The 18,917-nt window shown below is 70.5% G+C and carries 16 protein-coding genes and 1 tRNA gene; 8 read left to right on the forward strand and 9 right to left on the reverse strand.

Translation table 11 applies throughout. From position 1 onward, the window contains the following. Positions 1–7 precede the first annotated feature (7 nt). The gene (locus ABZT04_RS19195; protein WP_356057822.1) at positions 8–745 is read right to left on the reverse strand and encodes a hypothetical protein; all 738 of its coding nucleotides are present in this window, start codon (positions 743–745) and stop codon (positions 8–10) included. Between the two features lie 47 nt (positions 746–792). On the opposite strand from ABZT04_RS19195, the gene ABZT04_RS19200 reads away from it, so the two are divergent. Beyond that, the gene (locus tag ABZT04_RS19200) at positions 793–981 is read left to right on the forward strand and encodes a DUF5703 family protein (protein ID WP_005485166.1); all 189 of its coding nucleotides are present in this window, start codon (positions 793–795) and stop codon (positions 979–981) included. A 75-nt stretch (positions 982–1,056) separates the two neighbouring features. Here the strand turns inward: ABZT04_RS19200 and ABZT04_RS19205 are convergent, their stop codons facing one another. The 3 genes from ABZT04_RS19205 to ABZT04_RS19215 all read right to left on the reverse strand — a co-directional run bounded on the left by ABZT04_RS19205 (position 1,057) and on the right by ABZT04_RS19215 (position 3,796). Then, complete coding sequence (locus ABZT04_RS19205; RefSeq protein ID WP_356057823.1) at positions 1,057–1,947, reverse strand: chaplin; 891 nt, start codon at positions 1,945–1,947, stop codon at positions 1,057–1,059. Positions 1,948–2,079: 132 nt separating this feature from the next. Next, positions 2,080–2,313 (reverse strand): chaplin ChpH, encoded by a 234-nt coding sequence (gene chpH, locus ABZT04_RS19210; RefSeq protein WP_329508865.1) that lies wholly within the window; start codon positions 2,311–2,313, stop codon positions 2,080–2,082. Positions 2,314–2,470: 157 nt separating this feature from the next. Continuing rightward, the gene (locus ABZT04_RS19215) at positions 2,471–3,796 is read right to left on the reverse strand and encodes a M20/M25/M40 family metallo-hydrolase (protein ID WP_356057825.1); all 1,326 of its coding nucleotides are present in this window, start codon (positions 3,794–3,796) and stop codon (positions 2,471–2,473) included. Between the two features lie 198 nt (positions 3,797–3,994). Here ABZT04_RS19215 and ABZT04_RS19220 point away from each other — a divergent pair. The 5 genes from ABZT04_RS19220 (at position 3,995) to ABZT04_RS19240 (ending at position 11,616) form a co-directional block, all read left to right on the forward strand. After that, positions 3,995–4,082 (forward strand) — tRNA-Leu (locus tag ABZT04_RS19220). Between the two features lie 108 nt (positions 4,083–4,190). Further along, the gene (locus ABZT04_RS19225) at positions 4,191–5,621 is read left to right on the forward strand and encodes an HNH endonuclease (protein WP_356057826.1); all 1,431 of its coding nucleotides are present in this window, start codon (positions 4,191–4,193) and stop codon (positions 5,619–5,621) included. 291 nt (positions 5,622–5,912) lie between these two features. Then, positions 5,913–9,779, forward strand: coding sequence for a Pls/PosA family non-ribosomal peptide synthetase (locus tag ABZT04_RS19230; protein WP_356057828.1), 3,867 nt, complete (start codon positions 5,913–5,915; stop codon positions 9,777–9,779). Between the two features lie 80 nt (positions 9,780–9,859). Then, complete coding sequence (locus tag ABZT04_RS19235) at positions 9,860–11,203, forward strand: M1 family metallopeptidase (RefSeq protein WP_356057829.1); 1,344 nt, start codon at positions 9,860–9,862, stop codon at positions 11,201–11,203. A gap of 26 nt (positions 11,204–11,229) precedes the next feature. Beyond that, a complete protein-coding gene (locus tag ABZT04_RS19240) occupies positions 11,230–11,616 on the forward strand; it encodes a YchJ family protein (protein ID WP_356057830.1) in 387 nt (128 codons plus the stop codon). 5 nt (positions 11,617–11,621) lie between these two features. Here ABZT04_RS19240 and ABZT04_RS19245 read toward each other — a convergent pair whose 3' ends face one another. Beyond that, positions 11,622–12,323: a FadR/GntR family transcriptional regulator gene (locus ABZT04_RS19245; protein WP_356057831.1), complete on the reverse strand. Its 702-nt coding sequence runs from the start codon at positions 12,321–12,323 to the stop codon at positions 11,622–11,624. 152 nt (positions 12,324–12,475) lie between these two features. Here ABZT04_RS19245 and ABZT04_RS19250 point away from each other — a divergent pair, with 152 nt between their 5' ends. Both ABZT04_RS19250 and ABZT04_RS19255 read left to right on the forward strand, forming a co-directional pair. Continuing rightward, positions 12,476–12,994, forward strand: coding sequence for a gluconokinase (locus ABZT04_RS19250; protein ID WP_356057833.1), 519 nt, complete (start codon positions 12,476–12,478; stop codon positions 12,992–12,994). A gap of 41 nt (positions 12,995–13,035) precedes the next feature. After that, positions 13,036–14,433 (forward strand): gluconate:H+ symporter, encoded by a 1,398-nt coding sequence (locus ABZT04_RS19255; RefSeq protein ID WP_356057834.1) that lies wholly within the window; start codon positions 13,036–13,038, stop codon positions 14,431–14,433. A gap of 93 nt (positions 14,434–14,526) precedes the next feature. Here the strand turns inward: ABZT04_RS19255 and ABZT04_RS19260 are convergent, their stop codons facing one another. From ABZT04_RS19260 to ABZT04_RS19275, 4 genes are all read right to left on the reverse strand, one after another. After that, positions 14,527–15,162 carry a cytochrome b/b6 domain-containing protein gene (locus ABZT04_RS19260; protein ID WP_356057835.1) on the reverse strand — a complete coding sequence of 212 codons (636 nt, stop codon included), beginning with the start codon at positions 15,160–15,162 and terminating at the stop codon, positions 14,527–14,529. Continuing rightward, a complete protein-coding gene (locus ABZT04_RS19265; RefSeq protein WP_356057837.1) occupies positions 15,146–15,889 on the reverse strand; it encodes a molybdopterin-dependent oxidoreductase in 744 nt (247 codons plus the stop codon). The genes ABZT04_RS19260 and ABZT04_RS19265 overlap by 17 nt, the downstream gene beginning before the upstream one ends. A gap of 114 nt (positions 15,890–16,003) precedes the next feature. Continuing rightward, entirely contained in the window at positions 16,004–17,551 is a 1,548-nt protein-coding gene (locus ABZT04_RS19270; RefSeq protein WP_356057838.1) for an APC family permease, read from the reverse strand. A gap of 67 nt (positions 17,552–17,618) precedes the next feature. Continuing rightward, the gene (locus ABZT04_RS19275; RefSeq protein ID WP_356057839.1) at positions 17,619–18,569 is read right to left on the reverse strand and encodes a hypothetical protein; all 951 of its coding nucleotides are present in this window, start codon (positions 18,567–18,569) and stop codon (positions 17,619–17,621) included. Positions 18,570–18,917: the final 348 nt, after the last annotated feature.

Raw genomic sequence — 18,917 nt, forward strand, 5'->3', positions numbered from 1 at the left:
GCGCCTCTCAGCGGTCCGCTTCCAGCGCCTCCAGGTCCTCGTCCTCGTCGAGTTCCGGGATCTCGTCCTCGATCTCGGCTTCGGGCTCGACCACCTCGTCGATGTCGTCGGGGTCGTCGGGGTCGTCCAGGTCGTCGTCGATCTCGTCGTCGAAGACAGCGCTGACGTCGAAGCGGCACACCACTCTCTGCGGATCGACCGTCTCGAAGGGGGCCTCCAGCCAGGCGCCGGGTTCGGCCGCTTCGTCGGCGGCGGTCACCCACAGCGTGGAGTCGCCCTCCTCCAGGCCGAACTCCTTGGGCCGGGAGGCGATCTCATCCGCCTCGAACTCGTCGAAGAGGATGCCGAGCGCGCCGTGGATCGTGGCGGAGGCCTCCGTGCCCATGCCGTCGCCGACCGCCGTCTCGACCCGGTGCGCCTGGGCCAGCAGCCGCTGCGGCTCCGCCACGGCGTAGTCACGGCGGATCAGCACGCTTACCGCGTTCGGCTCCTCGGGGCCGGTGTACGGCGGCAGGGAGTCGTCGGTACCGGGGATCTCGAAAGGCGTGACCTCGTCATAACGGTCGTAGAGCAGCTCGTCGTAGACCTCGGCGGCCGCGGCGAGCTGGTTGAACGCCTCGTAGACGGCCGGGTCGGCCTCCCCCGACCGGCCTTCGACCGCGGCCAGGTGGCGGTCGAGCGCGGTCTTGACCGCCTCGGCGGCGGCGCGTACCTCGGCAGCGGTGGGCTGCGCAGCATCAGACATAGTGCAGACGCTATCCGTACCGGGGCTCTGCCCGCACAATAGATGCGATGCCGGAATACGAATTTGTCGACGTGTACGTACCGCGCGGGGTCTCCCGCAAGGACGCCACACGTCTGCTGACGGACCATGCCGAGTACGGACACTGGGAATTGGACCGACTGAGCCTGCTGCGCGACGGCAGTCGCAGGGTGCGGCTGCGCCGGCGGATCATCCGCCAGGTGCGCGCCACGTGGTGAGCTGAGCCGGACGGAACGGAGCGGGCCCCGACGGTGCGGGGCCCCTCCGTTGCGCAGATCACATGTCCTCGCGAGCTACACCGAGGCCTTCGCCTTGCGGTAAAGCACCGCGCCCGCCAGCAGCGCGCCCGCTCCGACCGGCAGAGCGAGGCCCAGTGGCAGGTCGCTGCCGGTGTGCGCGAGCTGCGCGGCGCCCTGGGTCTGGACGGCGGAGTGCGCGCCGGCCTGGTTCACGTACGCGGAACCGGTCGGCGTGTAGCCGCCCTTGATCGGCGAGGTGATCGGTGAAGCGGGGTGACCGGGTGTGACCGGGTGTGTGGGCGTGCCCGGAGTTCCCGGAGGGGTCGTCCCGTGGCCGCCGCCCGGCGAGGTGCCGTCGTGGCCGCCGCCCCCGTGGTGATGGCCACCGTGATGGCCGCCGCCACCCCCGTGGTGACCACCGCCGCCCGGAGGCGTCCCGTGGTCGTGGCCGCCGCCGTTCCAACTGCCCCCGTTGGCACAGTCGTTGCCGGTGGCGGGGTTGCCGATGCCAATGACGTCGACGCTGTTGCCGCACACGTTCACCGGTGCGTCGATCGGTACCTGGACGTGGTTGCCGGAGCCGACACCGGGCGAGCCGGAGGCGTGTCCGCCGGCGTGCGAGCCCCCGGAACCGCCGTGCGCGCCGTGCCCGCCCGACGAGCCGTATCCCCCGGAGTCGCCGTAACCGCCTCCGCTGCCCCCGCCCTGGTTGCCGCACTTGTTGCCGACCGCCGGATTCAGGACCCCGACCACGTTCACGGTGTTGCCGCAGACGTTGACCGGCACATGCACCGGTGCCTGCACGGTGTTGCCGGACAGTACGCCGGGCGAGTCCGCACTGGAGCCGCGCGCGCCCGAGTCGGCGTGGGCCACGCCCCCCGCGGCGGCGATCACTCCGGTGGCGACCGCCACGGTCATCAAGCTCTTGCGAGTGACTTGTCGCATTACTGAATTCCCCCCTGCCTTCATTCCTGACCGAATTCGTCGCGCGATTTCTCGCGCAAAGACCTCTCGGCCCCGGAGCGCATGGCGCGCGCTCCGGGGCCGAGGATGTGGTCGCCCCTCAGAGGGCGGACGTCACTTGTTGATGCAGGTGTTGCCGAAGGCGGGGTTCAGCAAGCCGATCACCGAGATCGTGTTGCCGCACACGTTCACCGGGACGTGGACGGGCACCTGGACGACGTTGCCGGAAACGACACCCGGGGAGTGCACAGCGGCACCCTGAGCACCCGAGTCGGCGACGGCCAGGCCCGCTCCCGCGAGAACCAGGCCACCGGTGGCAGCCGCAGCGGCGACGACCTTCTTGATCATTATTCCTCCTTGTTGGCAAAAGCGATCTCGTGTTGCTGATCGCATCACCTGTAACGAGGAAGGAGTAATGGAGCTACGAGCTTATGAGCACATTCACCCTTCCCAGTAATCCCCGCACACGCGGTCGATTACCGGCGTCAACGCATGCCGTACGACGTCAGGACGCGTCGATGAACCGGTCCAGCACCCGCACCCCGAACTTCAGCCCCTCCACCGGCACCCGCTCGTCCACGCCGTGGAACATGCCGGCGAAGTCCAGCTCGGGCGGCAGCTTGAGCGGGGCGAAGCCGAAGCCGCGGATGCCCAGGTCGTCGAAGGACTTGGCGTCCGTGCCGCCGGAGAGCATGTACGGGATCGCCTTCGCGGTCGGGTCCTCGGCGAGCAGCGAGGACTGCATGGCGTCGACCAGGGCGCCGTCGAAAGAGGTCTCCAGCGCCTTGTCCGAGTGCACGTCCTCGCGCTTCACCTTCGGGCCGAGGATGCGGTCGAGGTCGGCGAGGAACTCCTCCTCGTGGCCGGGCAGGAAGCGGCCGTCGATGTTCGCGGTGGCCTCGCCGGGGATGACGTTGACCTTGTAACCGGCGTTGAGCTGCGTCGGGTTGGCGGTGTTGCTGAGCGTCGCGCCGATCAGCTTGGCGATCCCGCCGAGCCGCTTGAGCGTCGACTCCATGTCCTCGGGGTCGAGCGGGGTGCCGAGCGCGTCGCCGAGTTCGTCGAGGAAGGCCCGGGTCGTCTTGGTGACCCGCACCGGGAACTTGTGCCGGCCCACCCGGGCGACGGCCTCGGACAGCTCGGTGATCGCGTTGTCCCGGTGGATCATCGACCCGTGTCCCGCGGTGCCGGCCACCGTGAGCTTCATCCAGTGCATGCCCTTCTCGGCCGTCTGGATCAGATAGAGCCGCCGCTCCTCGCTCACCGTGAACGAGAACCCGCCGACCTCGCTGATGCCCTCGGTGACGCCCTCGAACAGCTCCGGGTGGTTGTCGACGAGGTGCCGCGCCCCGTACGTACCGCCCGCTTCCTCGTCCGCGAGGAAGGCGACCACGATGTCGCGCGGGGGCCTGCGCCCGCTGCGCAGCCGGTCGCGGACGACCGCCAGGGTCATCGCGTCCATGTCCTTCATGTCGACCGCGCCGCGCCCCCACACGCACCCGTCGGCGACCTCGCCGGAGAAGGGGTGGTGGGTCCAGTCGGCCGCGTTCGCCGGTACGACGTCCAGGTGGCCGTGGATGAGGAGCGCGGGCCGGGAGGGGTCCGTGCCCTCGATCCGGGCCACCGTGGAGGCGCGCCCCGGGTGCGACTCGAAGATCTTCGGTTCGAGGCCCACCTCGGCGAGCTGCCCGGCGACGTACTCGGCCGCCTTGCGCTCACCCGGTCCCGAGTGGTCGCCGTAGTTGCTGGTGTCGATCCGGATCAGCTCGCGGCAGAGGTCCACGACCTCGTCCTCACCGGTGACGCCCTTGGCCGTGTCCGTGTCGCTCACGCTGCTTCCTCCCACTGTCACTGCTGGTGGTCCTCCCTCATCCTCCCCCGCCCGAGGCTCGCGCCCAAGGCCGGACCCGGCCCGTCACACGCCGTTCACGCGGGACGAGGGCGGGAACAGGGGGTGATCGGCCACCCCTGGAAGCCTGGTAATGTTTCCTTCGTCGCCGCGGGGGAAACCACGCGCGACAGACACCTTGTCCGGGTGGCGGAATGGCAGACGCGCTAGCTTGAGGTGCTAGTGCCCTTTATCGGGCGTGGGGGTTCAAGTCCCCCCTCGGACACCAGCAGAAACCCCAGTTGATCTGGGGTTTTTCTGTTTCTCCGGCTGGGCGCGGGTCCCGGGTCGTACGCCGCGAACCCCGGTTGTCAGAGGCGGCGACTAGCGTGCGCCCATGACCGACAAGCAGAAGCGGTCGGGAGCCGACGCGAAGCCGAAGGGCATCGCGTTGTATCACGACATGCGGGTCGAGGAGGACTTCACCAAGTGCGCCCATCGCCTCTTCTCCATCCTCAAGAAGGCCGCGGCGACAAGCCCTGGCGCCCCGCGTCGCCTCTATCTCGACATCCAGGGACACCGCAACGCGGCCGGTGGCTACGACGCCGACGCCCTGGAGATCATCCGCGATTTCCTGCTGGGGTTACTCGGCCCGTACCTCAGCGAGATCAGCACACCGCTGTACCACGTGAGGAACCCCGAGCCGCAGCGCGAGGACATACCTGGTGTCCTGAACGTACGGGACCCCGACCGTGAACACTCCTACGACCACCGCGAGTTGCGGGTACGCAACCGGGACGAGAGTCCTGACGCGCGCCGGTCCAGACCCCCGGTCCGGGCCATCGCCGACCACCTCGGCCTCGAGGAGCCGATCTGTCTGATCTGCTGGCAGGCGCCGGTGGAGAGGGCTCATGTGGTCCCGGAGTCGCTCGGCGGTTCCAACGATGTGCGCAACTTCGCCCTCCTCTGCCCGCGCCATCACCGTGAGGCGCCCGACGTCGCGGACGCCGAGGCGTTCTGGTCCTGGGTCGACTACGCCTGCGAACGCGACGGCCATATGAAGTGGGAAGGCGTGGACCCGGAGATGCTGGCGCGAGCGGAACGCGTCGGCCTCCGCATCGAGACGCGCGGACCGGTGCGCAAGAGCCTGCGGCATTTCGACCGGGTCCGTGACGAACTCGTACGTCACTACGGCTGGTGCCCCGAGGACTTCGCCGGCGGCTACCACTGGGGAGCGCTGATGGAGGAGTTCCACACGGTGATGGACTCGGCGACCAGCACTCACTTCAACGTTCCCAAGAAGGCATCCACCGAGGCATGGGCCTTCGAAGTGGCCCGCAAACGCGTGAGGGACGGAGTCGCGGAGCACGAGCCCGGCCAGGAGCACGAGGAGCAGTCGGCGGTGTCGAGCCGCCCGTCGGTCGAACTGGCGGAGCGGACGGCGCGCACGTCGCCCGGCAGCCATGGTCCCCAGAGCCTGGCCGATGCAGCGCGGCGAGCCGACATCGCGATCGAGGCCGCGGCGCTCGTGCGCGACCTCATCGCTTCGGCAGGGGTCTCCAGTGCCGAGGATGTGCTGCGGGGCCTCGAAGAAGAGGTGGCGGACCGCACCGCGCAGTTCGAGCGGCTGGATGACGAGTTGACGGGGCACGCGGTCTGCCGGCACTGCGGCCACGCCATAGTCCGGATCGGGGACTCCGCCTGGCGCCACAGCGCGGCGGCACCCATGTCCCGTGGCTGCCGGGCCGCGAGTTTCGACCGGGACGGCGACTGGGACGATTCCCTCGACCGGGCGTGGAAGGCGAGTCCGCCCAAGGCCTACCACTGAGCTTGGGCGAGTTGGGCTGCCTCGACGAGCCGCGACCACCAGGGTCGCGGCCCTCGTCGCATTTGTGGGGGATGTCTCCTCCGGTTCGAAGATCACCAGGTCAGAGCGTTGCCGGACGCTCACGGAGCGCCCCCGTTCGGCTCTGCCGAGTGGCCGTCGGCGGAGCCGGAGCCTAGCGTCGTACTAAAATTTCCGGCTTGTTACGGAACGGAGCTGGAGCTGGACAACCCCAGGCAGACCTGCGGGCCCGCCAGCGCCCCGGAAGTTACCGGGCTTGAGACGCGAGGACCGATGGCAGCCATACACGAGAGCAGTGCTCTCGGCCTGCTCGACGAAGAGATCCGCACGCAGTTCGGCGATACGGCACGTTTCTCCGCGGCATCCGCTGCCTCGCCCCGCACGCTTGTCGACATCTTCGACGCGTCGGTGCGTTCGTATCCCGACGAGCTCGCCCTGGACGACGGCACCGTCTCCCTCACCTACCGAGCGCTGGCAGCCGAGGTGGAGACGCTGCGCCGGACACTCGCCGCGGCCGGTGTAGGCCTCGGCGACCGGGTCGGTGTGCGCGTCCCCTCCGGGACCAACGACCTCTACATCGCGATCCTCGCCGTACTCGCCGCCGGCGCCGCCTATGTGCCCGTGGACGCCGAGGACCCGGACGAGCGGGCCGAGCTGGTGTTCGGCGAGGCCGAGGTGCGGGCCGTGATCGGTGCCGAGCACGCGCTGACCGTGCTCGGGCACAGCGAGACCCCGGCCGCCCGGCCCGGTGTCGAGCAGGACGCGTGGATCATCTTCACCTCCGGCTCCACCGGCAAGCCCAAGGGCGTCGCCGTCTCGCACCGCAGCGCGGCGGCCTTCGTGGACGCCGAGGCGGCGCTGTTCCTCACCGAGGACCCGATCGGTCCGGGTGACAGGGTCATGGCGGGGCTGTCCGTCGCGTTCGACGCGTCCTGCGAGGAGATGTGGCTGGCCTGGCGCTACGGCGCCTGCCTGGTGCCCGTGCCGCGCTCCCAGGTCCGCAGCGGCGCCGACCTCGGCCCCTGGCTGGTGGACCAGGACATCACCGTCGTCTCGACCGTGCCGACCCTGGCCTCCCTGTGGGAGCCCGAGGCGCTGAACGACGTACGCCTGCTGATCTTCGGCGGTGAGGCCTGCCCGCCCGAGCTGGTGCAGCGGCTGGTCACCGAGGGCCGTGAGGTCTGGAACACGTACGGGCCGACCGAGGCGACCGTCGTGGCCTGTGCGTCGCTGATGACCGGCGACGAGCCGATCCGTATCGGACTCCCCCTGAACGGCTGGGAGTTGGCCGTCGTCGACGAGGCCGGGGTGCCCGTCCCGATGGGCGGCAGTGGGCAGTTGGTGATCGGCGGGGTCGGGCTCGCCCGATATCTGGACCCCGAGAAGGACGCGGAGAAGTACGCGCCTCTCGAGTCGCTGGGCTGGGAACGGGCGTACCGCAGTGGTGACTTGGTCAAGGCGGAGCCCGAGGGGCTGATCTTCCTCGGCAGGGCCGACGAGCAGATCAAGCTCGGCGGACGCCGGATCGAACTCGGTGAGGTCGACGCGGCGCTCCAGTCGCTGCCCGGAGTCGCGGGCGCGGCTGCCGCCGTCCGCACCGCGCGCAGCGGCAACCAGCTTCTCGTCGGCTATGTCGTCACCCAGGAGGGCTGGGACCAGGCCTCCGCCGTCGAGAAGCTGCGGGCCGAACTGCCCGCCGCCCTCGTGCCGTTGATCGCGCCGGTCGAGGATCTACCGACCCGCACCTCCGGCAAGGTGGACCGCAACGCGCTGCCCTGGCCGCTCGAAGGCCTGGAGACCGGTGGCGCCAAGGAGCAGCTCTACGGCACGGAGGCCTGGCTCGCGGAGCAGTGGGCCGAGGTGCTCGGCATCCCCGTGAGCACCGCCTCCGACGACTTCTTCGCGATCGGCGGAAGCAGCCTGGCCGCCGCGCAGTTGACGACTCGGCTGCGCACCCGTTACCCGAGCGCGGCCGTCCTCGACATCTACCAGCAGCCGACCCTGCGCAAGCTGGCCCGGCACCTGGAGGCCTCGGCGCAGGGCGACGGCACAGCACGCGTGATCGCGCCGGTGCCGACCCGCGCCAAGGTGGTCCAACTCCTCGCGCTGGTCCCCCTGTTCACCCTGGCCGGCCTGCGCTGGACGGTGGCCCTGGCCGCCCTCGGCAATGTGCTGAACGGCTATGCCTGGCTGCCGACCGCCTCCTGGTGGCTGGTGGCCGCCGGAGTGCTGCTCCTCTTCAGCCCGCCCGGCCGGCTCGCGATCGCCGCGGGCGGTGCGCGCCTGCTGCTGCGCGGCGTGAAGCCGGGACGCTACGACCGTGGTGGCAGCGTCCATCTGCGGCTGTGGGCGGCGGAGCGGCTGGCCGAGTTCAGCGGGGCGACCGCGCTGACGGGGTCGTGGCTGGAGCGGTACGCGCGTGCCCTCGGCGCCAAGATCGGCCCGGACGTCGACCTGCACTCGCTCCCGCCGGTCACCGGCATGCTCAAGCTGGGCCGCGGTGCCGCCGTCGAGTCCGAGGTGGACCTGTCCGGCTACTGGCTGGACGGCGACCGCCTGGAGATCGGCCCGACCAAGATCGGCGCGCACGCCGTCGTCGGCACGCGCAGCATGCTCTTCCCCGGTGCCCGGGTGGGCAAGCGGGCCGAGGTGGCGCCGGGTTCGGCGGTCACCGGCACGATCCCGACCGGTCAGCGCTGGGCGGGCGCGCCCGCGGTCAAGCTCGGCAAGGCCAAGCGCAACTGGCCCAAGGAGCGCCCGCAGCGGGGCACGTACTGGCGCGTGATGTACGGCATCACCGGTTTCGCGCTGACCATGCTGCCGGTGCTCTCCGGCGCGGTCGCCCTGCTGGTGACGAGCCTGTTCGTGGCGCCGGGCGACGGTCTCGGCGAGGCGCTGCGGGGCGCGTCCCTGGGCCTGGTCCCGGCGACGCTCGCCTTCGGGCTGACGTACGCGCTGCTGATCCTGGTCGGTGTCCGGCTGCTCAGCCTCGGGCTGCGTGAGGGTACGCATCCCACGCACAGCCGGATCGGCTGGCAGGCGTGGACCGTCACGCAGTTGATGGACCTGTCCCGCGAGACCCTGTTCCCGCTGTACGCCGGGCTGGTCACGCCGGTGTGGCTGCGGCTGCTCGGGATGCGGATCGGGCGGGGCGCCGAGGTGTCGACCGTGCTGGCGCTGCCGAGCCTGACGACCGTCGGCGAGGGTGCCTTCCTGGCCGACGACACGCTGACCGCGCCGTACGAACTCGGCGGCGGCTGGGTGCACATCGGGCGGGCCGAGATCGGGCGGCGGGCGTTCCTCGGGAACTCCGGGATGACCGCGCCCGGGCGGAGCGTGCCGGACGGCGGGCTCGTCGGGGTGCTGTCGGCGACGCCGAAGAAGGCGAAGAAGGGCACGTCCTATCTGGGGCTGCCGCCGGTGAAGCTGCCGCGCAGCACGAGCGGCGGCGACCAGAGCCGGACGTACGACCCGCCGGCCCGGCTGCTGTGGGCGCGCGGTCTGGTGGAGCTGTGCCGGATCGTGCCGGTGTTCTGCTCGGCCGCGCTGGCCCTGCTGACGGTGGCCGCGCTGTGCGCGCTCGGTGTGTGGGCGCCGCTGCTGGCGGGCGTGGTGCTGCTGGCTGTGGGTGCTCTCGCGGGGCTGGTGTCGATCGTCGCCAAGTGGGCGCTCGTGGGCCGGCACCGCGGTGCCGAGCACCCGCTGTGGAGCGGTTATGTGTGGCGCAACGAGCTGGCGGACACCTTTGTCGAGGTCGTGGCGGTGCCGTGGCTGGCCGGTTCCGTGCCGGGTACTCCGGTGCTGACGGCCTGGCTGCGCGGGCTCGGCGCGCACATCGGCAAGGGCGTCTGGGTGGAGAGCTACTGGCTGCCCGAGACCGACCTGGTGACCCTGGAGGACGCCTCGACCGTGAACCGCGGCTGTGTGCTCCAGACCCACCTCTTCCACGACCGGATCTTGCGGACGGATACTGTGGTCCTCCGTGAGGGCGCGACGCTGGGTCCTGGCGGAATCGTCCTGCCCGGCAGCGAGGTCGGGGCGCGCACCACTCTGGGCCCCGCATCGCTGGTGATGGCGGCGGAGTCCGTCCCGGACGACACCCGCTGGCTGGGCAATCCGATCGAGTCATGGCGAGCCTGAACACGGGTCGCACGGCGTCGGCTTCGGAGGGCGGTGCACGGGTACGAGATACGAGCACAGCGCAGGGAGCAGACGCAGCAGTGACCGTTCAGCAGGCGGCAGGGCAGGACCCGTATTTCCCGGCAAACGGCGATGCCCGCTACCGGGTGCACCGCTATGAGCTGGCGCTGGACTACCGTCCCGGCCCCAACCGTCTGTCCGGCACGGCCCGTATCAACGCGATAGCGGGCCGTGCGCCGATGCCCGAATTCCAGCTCAACCTGGGCGACTTCAAGATCGGCCGGATCCGGGTGGACGGCCGCCAGCCGCACTACACGCACCGCGGCGGCCGGCTGCGCGTCCGGCCCGCGAAGCCGCTGCGGGCCGGGGCCGCGTTCACCGTCGAGGTGCACTGGTCGGGCAACCCCAAGCCGGTCGCCAGCCCCTGGGGTGGGCTCGGCTGGGAGGAGCTGACGGACGGCGCGCTGGTGGCGAGCCAGCCGATCGGAGCGCCGTCCTGGTATCCGTGCAACGACCGCCCGGCCGACAAGGCCTCGTACCAGATCTCGATCACCACGCCGTCGGCGTACGCGGTGGTGGCGGGCGGCAGACTTCTCACCCGCACGACCAAGGCCTCCACCACGACGTGGGTGTACGAACAGTCGGCGCCGACGTCGAGTTACCTGGTCGGGCTGTCGATCGGGAAGTACCAGACGGTGCTGCTGGGCGACCCGGGTCTGGGCGGAGTACCGCAGCACGGCCACATTCCCGCCGAGCTACTCCCCGAATTCTCAAGGGACTTCGCACGCCAGCCCGCGATGATGGAACTCTTCCAGGAGCTGTTCGGACCGTACCCGTTCGACGAGTACGCGGTCGTGGTGACGGAGGAGGAACTCGATGTCCCCGTCGAGGCACAGGGGTTGTCGCTGTTCGGCTCCAACCACGTCGACGGGGCCCGGGGTTCGGAACGGCTCGTCGCGCACGAGCTGGCCCACCAGTGGTTCGGCAACAGTGTGTCCATCGCCGACTGGCGGCACATCTGGCTGAACGAGGGCTTCGCCAAGTACGCGGAATGGCTGTGGTCCGAGCGCTCGGGCGGCCGCACGGCCCACCAACACGCCGCCGCCGCACACCGGTTGCTCTCCACGCTCCCCCAGGATCTGCGCCTCGCCGACCCCGGCCGCAAGTCGATGTTCGACGACCGGCTCTACGAACGCGGCGGAGTCGCCGTCCACGCGGTCCGCTGCGCGCTGGGCGACATCGCGTTCTTCCGCATGCTTCGAAGCTGGGCCGGCCTGCACCGCAACGGCACGGTCACCACGACGACGTTCACGTCCCACGCGTCCCGGTTCACCTCCGAGCCGTTGGACCAGCTCTTCGACGCGTGGGTGTTCGGGACCCGGTTGCCACCGATGCCTTCGGCCGAGACGGGGATCGCGGTCTGAGCGGGCTCGCCTTCGCAGCGGGCACAATGACCGGCATGAGCACGCCCTCCTGCCCCTGCGGCCTCCCCGACCCCTACGACACCTGCTGCGGCCGCTACCACTCCGGCACCGCCGCCGCCCCCACCGCCGAGGCGCTGATGCGCTCGCGCTACTCCGCCTTCGTGCGGCTGGACGCGCCGTATCTGCTGCGCACCTGGCATCCGCGGACGCGGCCCGCCGAACCGCTGGAGCTCGACCCGGGGATGCGGTGGACGGGGCTGGAGATCCTGGAGACGGGGGGCGGATCGGCGTTCCACTCGGCGGGGACCGTGACGTTCCGGGCGTCGTACCGGGGTGGGGCGATCCATGAGCGGAGTCGGTTCGAGCGGATCGACGGGGCGTGGGTGTACCTCGACGGGGAGTTTCTGGACTGAGCCGACTACGGGGCCAGGATGTCCAGTTCCTGGAGTGCGCCGACCGTGATCTCGCGGGTCAGGGTCTCCGCGCGGAGGGCGTCGCCCTCGCGGACCGCCTCCGCGACCTGGACGTGCAGGGTCACGGCGGCCGGGTCGGGGTCCTCGAACATGACCTCGTGATGGGTGCGGCCGGCCAGGACCTCGGTGACGACGTCGCCGAGGCGGGCGAACATCTCGTTGCCGGAGGCGGCCAGGATCACCCGGTGGAAGGCCACGTCGTGGACGAGGTAGCCCTCCAGTCGGTGGCCGCGTGAGTTGGCCACCATGCCGATCGCGCACTCGGTGAGTTCCGCGCACTGCTCCGCCGTGGCGAACTTGGCCGCGAGGCCCGCCGCGATCGGCTCGACGGCGGAGCGCAGCACGGTGAGTGAGCGCAGTTGGTGCGGGCGGTCGGCGCCGGCCAGCCGCCAGCGGATGACCTGCGGGTCGTAGACGTTCCACTCGGCCTTGGGCCGTACCGTCACGCCCACCCGGCGGCGGGACTCGACCAGATGCATGGATTCGAGCACCCGGACCGCCTCGCGCATCACGGAGCGCGACACCTCGAACTCCTTGGCCAGCTCGTCCGTACGCAGGACACTGCCCGGCGGGTACTGGCCCGCCGTGATGTCGGGGCCGAGGGAGTCGAGTACACGGCCGTGCAACCCGCGGCCCGGAGTGGTCATGTACTCAGAGTACGGGGCGAGTCACGGAACCAAAAAGTCAGACTTATATGTCACAGGCTCTTGTATTCGTCGTACCTAATCGGTTTCAGTGGGTTCACATCAGTCGGTCGGTCGGCAGTCGATGCCGACGGAGACAGGACAGCGAGGCAGCGATGCGCACCCCCCATGTCGTCGTGGTCATGGGCGTCGCGGGCACCGGGAAGACCACCATCGGTCCCCTGCTCGCGGCCCGGCTCGGCGTTCCCTACGCCGAGGGCGACGACTTCCACCCGCAGGCCAACATCGCCAAGATGTCGGCCGGGCACCCGCTCACGGACGACGACCGGTGGCCGTGGCTGGACGCCATCGGCACCTGGGCGCACGGGCGCGCGGGGCTCGGCGGTGTGGTCAGCAGCTCGGCGCTGAAGCGGTCCTACCGTGACCGGCTGCGGGCCGCCGCCCCCGGTGTCGTCTTCGTACATCTGACCGGCGACCGCTCCCTCATCGAGGACCGGATGGCGCACCGGCACGGGCACTTCATGCCGACCGCGCTGCTCGACTCCCAGTTCGCCACGCTCCAGCCGCTGGAGGCGGACGAGGCGGGGGTCGCCGTCGACATCACCGGCACCCCCGAGCAGATCGCCGAGCGGGCGACGGCCGCGCTGGAACAGGTTCCCGAGCCGACCCTGTAGTACCTCTCACCCCACCCACCCGAATCCGCAAGGAATCCACTGTGACCAGACTCAGCGTCGAGATGCTGGCAGCGGACCCCGTCGAGCCCATCACCTCGGCCGGCCACGCGCAGTTGGGCATCGCCGTACTGGCGGGCATCGCCGTCATCGTCCTGCTCATCACCAAGTTCAAGATGCACGCCTTCCTGGCGCTGACCATCGGCTCGCTCGCGCTCGGCGCGTTCGCCGGGGCGCCGCTGGACAAGACCATCACCAGCTTCACCACCGGACTCGGCTCCACGGTCGCCGGTGTCGGCGTGCTGATCGCGCTGGGCGCGATCCTCGGCAAGCTGCTCGCCGACTCGGGCGGCGCGGACCAGATCGTCGACACGATCCTCGCGAAGGCCGGTCCCCGGTCGATGCCGTGGGCGATGGTCCTGATCGCCTCGGTGATCGGGCTGCCGCTGTTCTTCGAGGTCGGCATCGTGCTGCTGATCCCGGTCGTGCTGATGGTCGCCAAGCGCGGCAACTACTCGCTGATGCGCATCGGCATCCCGGCACTGGCCGGTCTGTCGGTCATGCACGGCCTCATTCCGCCGCACCCCGGGCCGCTGGTCGCGGTCGACGCGGTGAAGGCCAACCTCGGGCTGACCCTCGCACTCGGCGTACTGGTCGCCATCCCGACCGTGATCATCGCCGGTCCGCTGTTCTCGAAGGTCGCCGCCCGCTGGGTGGACGTCCAGGCGCCGGACCGCATGCTCCCGGAGCGTCCCTCCGAGGAGCTGGAGAGCCGTCCCGGCTTCGGCGCGACCCTCGCCACGATCCTGCTGCCGGTCGTGCTGATGCTCTCCAAGGCGCTGGTCGACGTCATCATCGACGACCCCGAGCACTCCGTGCAGCGCGTCTTCGACGTGATCGGCTCCCCGCTGATCGCGCTCCTCGCGGCCGTCATCGTGGGCATGTTCACGCTGGGCCGCCCGGCCGGGTTCACCAGGGAGCGCCTCTCCACGACCGTCGAGAAGGGCCTGATGCCGATCGCGGGCATCCTGCTCATCGTCGGCGCGGGCGGCGGCTTCAAGCAGACGCTGATCGACTCCGGCGTCGGCCAGATGATCCTGGACATCTCCAAGGACTGGTCGATCCCGGCGCTGCTGCTGGCCTGGCTGATCGCGGTGGCGATCCGGCTGGCGACCGGTTCGGCGACGGTGGCCACCATCTCGGCGGCCGGTCTGGTCGCCCCGCTGGCCGCCGACATGTCGACCACCCACACCGCCCTCCTGGTGCTGGCGATCGGCGCGGGCTCGGTCTTCTTCAGCCATGTCAACGACGCCGGGTTCTGGCTGGTGAAGGAGTACTTCGGCCTCAGCGTCGGCCAGACCCTCAAGACCTGGTCGGTCATGGAGACGATCATCTCGGTGGTCGCCGGCGGACTGGTCCTCCTCCTCTCGCTGATCATCTAGGGGCACGGTCATGTCCTACGGCCCCGGGCCCACAGGTCCGGTCGCCGGTACGGCAGTTGCCGTGCACCCGGCCACTCCGTGCGGGGCGCTTCCCTACGGTTTCCACAACGGGTGTTCCCGTTTCGCCCACTCCCTGCTGACCGACCCCGTACGCAACCCCTGACGTGCCTCCGGATCGCCCAGGGCCATGCCGATGTGGCCGCCGAGGACGATGCCGCTGGTCAGGGCGAGCCAGTCGTGGACGAAGGTCGCGCTGGTGCGCCACATGATCGGGGTGAGGTGGGTGAACCACATCATCAGGCCCGTGCCGAGCATGACCAGGGTGGCGCCGGCGATCCAGTTGGCGTAGATCTTCTGGCCGGCGTTGAACTTGCCCGCGGGGCGGGCCGATCGGCGTTTGTCGCGCATCACGGCACCGCGCAGCCAGACCCGGTCGTGCGGGCCGAAGCGGTTCAGGAAGCCGAGGTTGACGCGGAAGCCGCGGTTGACGAGGCCGATCAGGACGGGAACGGGGAGGGCGATTCCGGCCAACTCGTGGATCCGGACGACGAGTTCGCGGCGGCCGACGAGTTCGGCGAACTGGGGGATGTAGAGGCAGGCCGCGGTGGCCACGCAGATGCCCATCAGCGCGGCCGTCGTCCGGTGGACCCAGCGCTCGGTGCGGCCGAAGCGGCGGACGCGGGCCGACGGCTCCGTGCGCGGGGCGGGGGTGTCAGCTCGTAGGGACATCGTCGCGTCCGTTCGACTTGCCGACCCAGGCGTCGACGTCGTAGCCCCGGTCCTCCCAGTATCCGGGCTTCACGTCCTCGGTGACCGTGATGCCGGAGAGCCACTTCGCGGACTTGTAGAAGTACATGGGGGCGACGTAGAGACGGACCGGGCCGCCGTGGTCGTGGCCCAGGTCCTTGTCCTGCATACGCAGCGCGACCAGGATGTCGGAGCGCCGCGCCTGGTCGAGGGTGAGGCTCTCCGTGTAGGCGCCGTCGAAGCAGGTGAAGCGGACCGCCCCGGCCTTGGCGCGCACTCCCGCGGCCTCCAGGAGCCGGGACAGTCGCACCCCCTCGAAGGGGGTCCCGGGAACCCGCCAGCCGGTGACGCACTGGACGTCCTTGACCAGCCGGGTCTGCGGCAGGGCCCGCAGGTCGGCCAGGGTGTAGGAGGCCGGTTTGTCGACCAGGCCGTCGACGGTCAGCCGGTAGTTCTGGGCGCTCTTGTGCGGTACGGACCCGGTGACGGAGTAGTAGCGGAAACCGCCGCCGTTCGGGAGCAGTCCGGTCAGCCCCGTGGGGTCCTTGCCGGACATGGCGCCGAGGAACCCCTCCATGCCTTTCTGCACGGCGGGCGCGGTGACGACGCCGAGGGCGCCCAGGCCGAGGGTGCCGAGCAGGACGCGGCGGCCGATCGGCCGGCCCTCGGCCTTTCCCGCCCTCTCGGGCTCGGGTTGTTCAGGGTTCACGCATTCATTCGAACACCCGCGACCCCGGCACGGCCAGGGATCGCGGATACCCGTCAGACTTCCGTAACCACTTCTTACGTGCTTCTCAGCGACCAGAGTTTCGACGACCCGTTCCTACGACGCCTCCGTCGCCGCCTTGTCGAGCTGGAACGCCTCGTTGCCGAGACCGATCCGGGCATGCGCCTCGGGGTTGCGGGAGCGCAGGAACAGGCCCTGGGCCAGGCCGACGAGCAGGGCGAGGCCGATGATGCCGGGCAGGATCCAGCTCAGGGAGGAGTTCGGGCCGGCACCGACCAGGACGTCGAAGTCCTTGACCGTGTAGACGGCGATGACGACGAGCGCGACACCGGCCAGCCCGGCGGCGACCAGCCGCCAGGCCTGGGCGCCCGCGGCGCCGCGGCGGGCGAAGAAGACGATCACCGAGAGCGAGGCAGCGGCCATCAGCACGATCACGCCGAGGGCGCCGATGTTGCCGAACCAGGTGAACAGGTGCAGGACCGGCTCGGTCGGGTCGCCGGTGGGCTTGTCGTCGACGATCGCGAAGACGATGACGATCACGGCGGACACGGCGGTCTGGAGCAGCGAGCCGGCGGCGGGGGCGCCGTTGGAGCCCGTCGTACGGCCGAAGGCGGACGGCAGCAGTCCCTCGCGGCCCATGGCGAAGGCGTACCGGGCGACGACGTTGTGGAAGCTGAGCATGGCCGCGAACATGCCGGTGACGAACAGGACGTGCAGCACGTCGGTGAAGGTGCCGCCGAGCCGGGACTCGGTGAGGTAGAAGAGCAGGCCGGCGCTCTGCTTCTGGGAGACACCGACGATCTGGGAGGGCCCCGTCGCGACGGTGAGCGCCCAGCAGCTCAGCGCGAAGAAGACGGCGACGCCGCCGACGGCCAGGTACATCACGCGCGGCACCAGGATGTGCGGCTGGCTGGTCTCCTCCGCGTACACCGGGGCCTGTTCGAAGCCGAGGAAGGCGGCGATGCAGAAGCAGAGGGCGGTGCCGATCCCGGCGCCGCCGAGGGTGTCCGGGTTGAAGGCGTGCAGGGACAGGCCCTCCTTGGCCGGGTCGGCGACGGCCGCGATGTCGAAGATGACGACGAGGGCGACCTCGACGACCAGCAGGACGCCGAGCACGCGCGCGTTGACGTCGATCTTCAGCCAGCCGAGCGTTCCTACGACGAGCACGCCCGCCAACGCCGGTATCCACCAGGCCACTTGGAGATGGACATAGGTGGAGAACAGCCCGGAGACCTCGAAGCCGAAGATGCCGTAGATGGCGAACTGGAGGGCGTTGTACGCGACGAGCGCCACCAGGGCCGCGCTCGCGCCGGCGGTGCCGCCGAGGCCGCGGGAGATGTACGCGTAGAAGGCACCCGCGTTGTGGACGTGCCGGCTCATCTCGGCGTAGCCGACGCTGAAGAGGACCAGGACGACGCCGAGGAGGACGAAGAGCAGCGGCTGCCCCTCGATGCCCATCACCGCAAATGTGGTGGGCATGACACCTGCGACCACCATGAGGGGCGCGGTCGCCGCGAGCACGGAGAGCAGCAGGCCTCCGGTGCCGAGCCGGTCGGCGCGCAGTGCGCGTTCCTGCCCTCTGAACGTGCTGATACCGCTGCCGTCGGCGGTGGCGCTGCTCGTGCTGGAACTGCCCGTCGTCATGGCGGGAACGTCCTTTCGGGTCACTGAGGGATCACTGAGGGATCGCCGAGGGGTCGCTACGGGGGCGTTACGACGTACCGAGCGCGGTGTCGCGTGCGGCACGGAAGGCGGTGAGCGGGTCGCGGTCGGGGTAGGACCACGGGGCCGGGGTCGGGTGCTCCCCGATGCGGTGGAACAGGGCGGCGGCCTCGGCGCTCCGGCCCTCGCAGCACTTGGCGTGGGCGAGGAAGTTGAGGTCGACCAGGCGGCGCGGATGTCCTTCGTGCTCCCACTCCAGCCACCAGTCGAAGGCGGCCTTCATCACCTGCCGGGCCCGGCGTCCCGACCAGTGCCCGGAGGCGGCCGGATCGGCGGGTTCCAGACCGGCGGCGGCCAGCACGCGGTAGCGCTCGGCGTGGGCGATCACCGGCAGGATGGCGAGCGGGGAGTCGGCGGGGGCCTGTTCGGCGGCCCAGTAGGCGAAGTCGTAGACCTCGTGCAGCGGGTCGAGGCCGGCGGCGGCCCTGCGCTCCGCCAGCCGGGCCACCATCAGATGGTGGGCGTGGTGGTGGTCGGCGTGCCGGTGACGGACCTCGTCGAAGAGCCGGACCACGTCCTCGTCGGCGCCGACGGCATGCTCCAGGAGCAGCAGCCCGAGCCACGGCGTCGGGTCGGCGGGCACCCGGGCCGCCGCCGCGCGGCAGGCGTCGCGGGCGCGGGCCGGTTTCTCCTTGCCCGCCAGCACGCGCTGGACCTGGGCCAAGGCGAGCAAAACGGAGGCGTCACCGGACTCGGGCTCGGCGAGCAGCCAGTCGCGGGACCAGGCGGCGGTGTAGGGCTCCAGGGCGAGGACGGTGACCCGGTGGGCGCGCAGGTCCCAGTCGTCGCCCGTCCGGGCGAGCAGCCCGCGCGCCACCTGCCAGCGACCCTGGGCCAACGCGGCCCGTGCGGCGACGAGTTGATCGTCGTCGAGCGCGGCGTCGAAGGCCTGGGACGCACGCTTGTGACGGCGTCCGAGGGGTGGCGGGGGTGGGGACACCCGGGTATTCCTCACGATCCTCACGCGACGCTGCGGGACATCGGCGCGCTATCGGCCGATCACGCACAGCAAACCCTCCGCCAATGCTTCACGTCAAGGGCCGCACCACCGTTACACCTGTCAACTGCCGTTACGTGTGCGGTACTTGTGGTCCCACCCCGTACCCGGGACGGTACGCTTCCAAGCGTTCATGGGGCACCGATGTGGCGTAGGCCATGGCGCTCGGGCGCCCGGCAGCGGACCATGGCCGAACGGTCCCGCATCCGGGAACCTCCAGGGGCAAGCCGGACCCCGGGGCGCTACAGTCGCCCCAACGCATCCCGTAGCCCGGCCCAACGATCGAGGTAC

Origin of the sequence: Streptomyces sp. NPDC005492, assembly GCF_040605995.1 — a bacterium.
Lineage (GTDB): Bacteria > Actinomycetota > Actinomycetes > Streptomycetales > Streptomycetaceae > Streptomyces.